This is a genomic window from uncultured Succinivibrio sp. (genome assembly GCF_902756765.1).
Lineage (GTDB): Bacteria > Pseudomonadota > Gammaproteobacteria > Enterobacterales > Succinivibrionaceae > Succinivibrio.
The window spans coordinates 1-2,112 of the sequence record NZ_CACVSS010000207.1; the positions used below are offsets into that span (position 1 = coordinate 1).

Here is a 2,112-nt window from a genome sequence, read left to right on the forward strand (position 1 = left end):
GCATTTCAGCTAAGGTTGCAAGGAATGAACCACATATAACAATTGCTTCATTCAAATTATCAGGCTCTGAAAGTTTGTTGTATTTTGCGGTACAAAAAGTATAAATCGCATTGAACTGTTTTATTCTCTCATCTGACTGCTTAACACTTTCTCGAAGAAACAAAAAACGATCGTAGAGTTCTGCTATTATTCCCAACAGTCCTGATACGGCAGTTTGAAAGGTATTTCCTTCAACACCTCTAAAAGAGATACTGATGACAGGATATTCTCCCATTACTTTCTCTCGAAGTTCTTTGTAGTCACCAGTAGCAACAGCAAAATTTCTGCCGTTATCTATAAAGAGTTTTTGCTGATATGATTTATCTCCTGGATTCTGATAGTTAAGCTCACAGAATGTCTTAATCATATTCAGGTTAAGAGTTTTTCCGAATCTGCGAGGACGGATAAAAAGAGCATTCATAACTTCTGAACTGCTCATGAAAAGTTCTTTTAAATATGATGTCTTATCTACGTAATATGCATTCTTTTCAATTATGGTTGAAAAATCCTCATTACCGGTCATAAATAAAACATCTTTCTTCATAAACGCCTCTTTACTGTTTCTAAATGGAATTTTAGCACAGGAATTTAGCCAGATAGTGAAGGAAGAGCAAATCCTGTCATAATTAGTTACAGGTAGGTGAGACTGAGCTTTTCAAAAGCTAAAGAGCACTGGCTCATTATTTAGTGATAAGTTTTGCTTTCCTCTGAGGAAGAATTGAGTAGGATAAAGGCAGGCATAAACAAGTTTTACAACACAAAAGCGTCTCAGAAAAACACCAACAGAACAGTAAGTTCTCCCAAAAAATTAACATAACCATTATGCGAAGTTGCCAGATCTTTACTGCTAATTTACGGAAGAGCCTATTACAAAAAAAACAATGCGCATTGAACTCTGAAGGTTTAAGAAGAATCAAATAAACTCTACTTATTAACGGAATCTTCTACCAGATTTCCAAGGGAAACAATTTCACAGCTCTTTTGGGCAAATCCAATTCCTATTCCGTAGACCTTCTTATATCTTCTGGAAATAAATTTTGCTGCATAGTTCTTTTGAATTATCTGCTTAGTTGCAGCCTGAGCTGCATCATAACAGTCTTCAAGATTTTCAGTCTTTTTCAGCTCTAAGATACAGGCTGTTTTGTTATCAAAGCTACTGCTTAGTTGCAGCCTGAGCTGCATCATAACAGTCTTCAAGATTTTCAGTCTTTTTCAGCTCTAAGATACAGGCTGTTTTGTTATCAAAGCTATCAATGATAATATCAGAGAAACCGGTTCCGGATTCGATTTCCTCGAGATATCTAAAATTCTTTGTTGCGGAAGCCAGTCCCAGAATACCGGTCATAAAGCCATGATAGTAGAGTTCATTTCCGGTGTTTCTGATACTTAAAAACTCCTTTAGCATGGTGCTGATAAGCATCTGTGCATCATCAGTATTATTTACCATGAGCAAATCCACCAGCTTTAGAGCCTGATTGTACCAGTATGGGTTATCTTCTCCGTAAAGATATTCTCTTTTCTCATTAAAACATGCCAGCACTTCCTGATTAGGAATTCTTACAGTTACCTTGCCAATAATATCTGAACCTTCTGCAAAGGTTACATAGCCTGTATGCAGCATCATGGTCATAAAGACATCAAAGCTTACTCTGTTTCTAAGGTCTGGATAGGTGGTAAATCTCTGCATTGTGTGCTTCCATACTGTTGTCAGTAAACATGGTGATAAGGTCGTTACCACTGGTGTTTACCCAGAATGGCTGAGGAGCATAGATGTCTTTCTGAGTCGCAGCATAGCAGTAACTGATTAGACTCCATGGGCAGAAGATATGTTTGTTGCCAAATCTGTAGCCGTCATACCATTCCTTAACCTCACTTTCTTTATCTGAAAGTCCACAGTCTGACAAAAGCTTTTCTGTCTCTTCTTCTGTGAATCCAAAGAATCCTGTATATGGTTCATCATTCATACCGAAGGTAGTAAAGTTATTGGCATCGGTAAACACACTCTGATGGGCTACACGCAGACAGCCTGAGACGATTCCCTTGTATAGCCATGGCTCATTGTCTTTTTTAAAG

The 2,112-nt window shown here is 37.6% G+C and carries 4 protein-coding genes; all 4 read right to left on the reverse strand.

Annotated features, from left to right (window positions below):
- A partial coding sequence (locus QZU45_RS12465) for an AAA family ATPase (RefSeq protein ID WP_295355767.1) occupies positions 1-583 on the reverse strand: 583 nt, incomplete at its 3' end.
- Between the two features lie 380 nt (positions 584-963).
- Positions 964-1,224 carry a PD-(D/E)XK nuclease domain-containing protein gene (locus QZU45_RS12470; protein WP_295355769.1) on the reverse strand — a complete coding sequence of 87 codons (261 nt, stop codon included), beginning with the start codon at positions 1,222-1,224 and terminating at the stop codon, positions 964-966.
- The gene (locus QZU45_RS12475; protein ID WP_295355771.1) at positions 1,193-1,726 is read right to left on the reverse strand and encodes a hypothetical protein; all 534 of its coding nucleotides are present in this window, start codon (positions 1,724-1,726) and stop codon (positions 1,193-1,195) included. Before QZU45_RS12475 ends, QZU45_RS12470 begins: the two co-directional genes overlap by 32 nt.
- Positions 1,695-2,112 (reverse strand): AAA family ATPase (locus tag QZU45_RS12480; protein WP_295355772.1); only part of this gene is annotated, 418 nt, incomplete at its 5' end. The genes QZU45_RS12475 and QZU45_RS12480, both read right to left, overlap by 32 nt.